We start from the raw sequence: 647 nt of genomic DNA, 5'->3' as shown, positions 1-647 counted from the left end.
GATTGATATTTTACGTCAGCATCCAGAATATGCCGATGGACTGTCAAGCTTCGTTTTAAAACTCATCATTGAATATCGCCAAATTGCGTTATATACCGATACGGGCATCATGTCGGATCAAGGCTTTTTTAATAGTCTGCGTCGCCTTGTCGGTCATCGTTTTTTGCCCTTGTTGCCACAAGAAGATTCCGTTATAGAATTGGTCGGTTATTTATTTGACAGACGCTCGGATGAGCGCTGGCTTGCCAATATTGACAAAGACAAATGGGATGAGATGGTCGGCCTACTCAAGGTCAATGAGCAGCATTTAAACTTGGTCGCAACGGCAAAAAACAGTATTGTGAACGCGATTATCATTTTATCGTATCGGATTAGCGGCATCGGCTTGCATCCAGATTTGATGGAATTTTATCCGCAAATGCTCAATTACTCGGCGTCATTTGTGGCACAAAACCAAGAAGCAGTCCTCTACGTCAATCAATACCGAGAAGCGCATGAGCTCGACACTCTGACCGATATTATCCCTGACAAAGCGGTCGATCCTGCGCCATTACTAGTGATGATTGAGCAATGTGAAGATATCGTTGCCACTATCCGTAAACGTATCTATAAAACGGGTATTTCAATCCGCCTAACCAACATGATGC

Annotated in this window: 1 protein-coding gene; it reads left to right on the top strand. The window is 43.6% G+C overall.

The features are described 5' to 3' along the window. A partial coding sequence (locus Q7C21_RS22385) for a hypothetical protein (protein WP_375151141.1) occupies positions 1-647 on the top strand: 647 nt, incomplete at both ends.

Source organism: Pantoea sp. ANP04 (assembly GCF_041982285.1).
Lineage (GTDB): Bacteria > Pseudomonadota > Gammaproteobacteria > Enterobacterales > Enterobacteriaceae > Pantoea > Pantoea eucalypti.
This window is presented reverse-complemented; position numbering and strand designations above follow the sequence as displayed.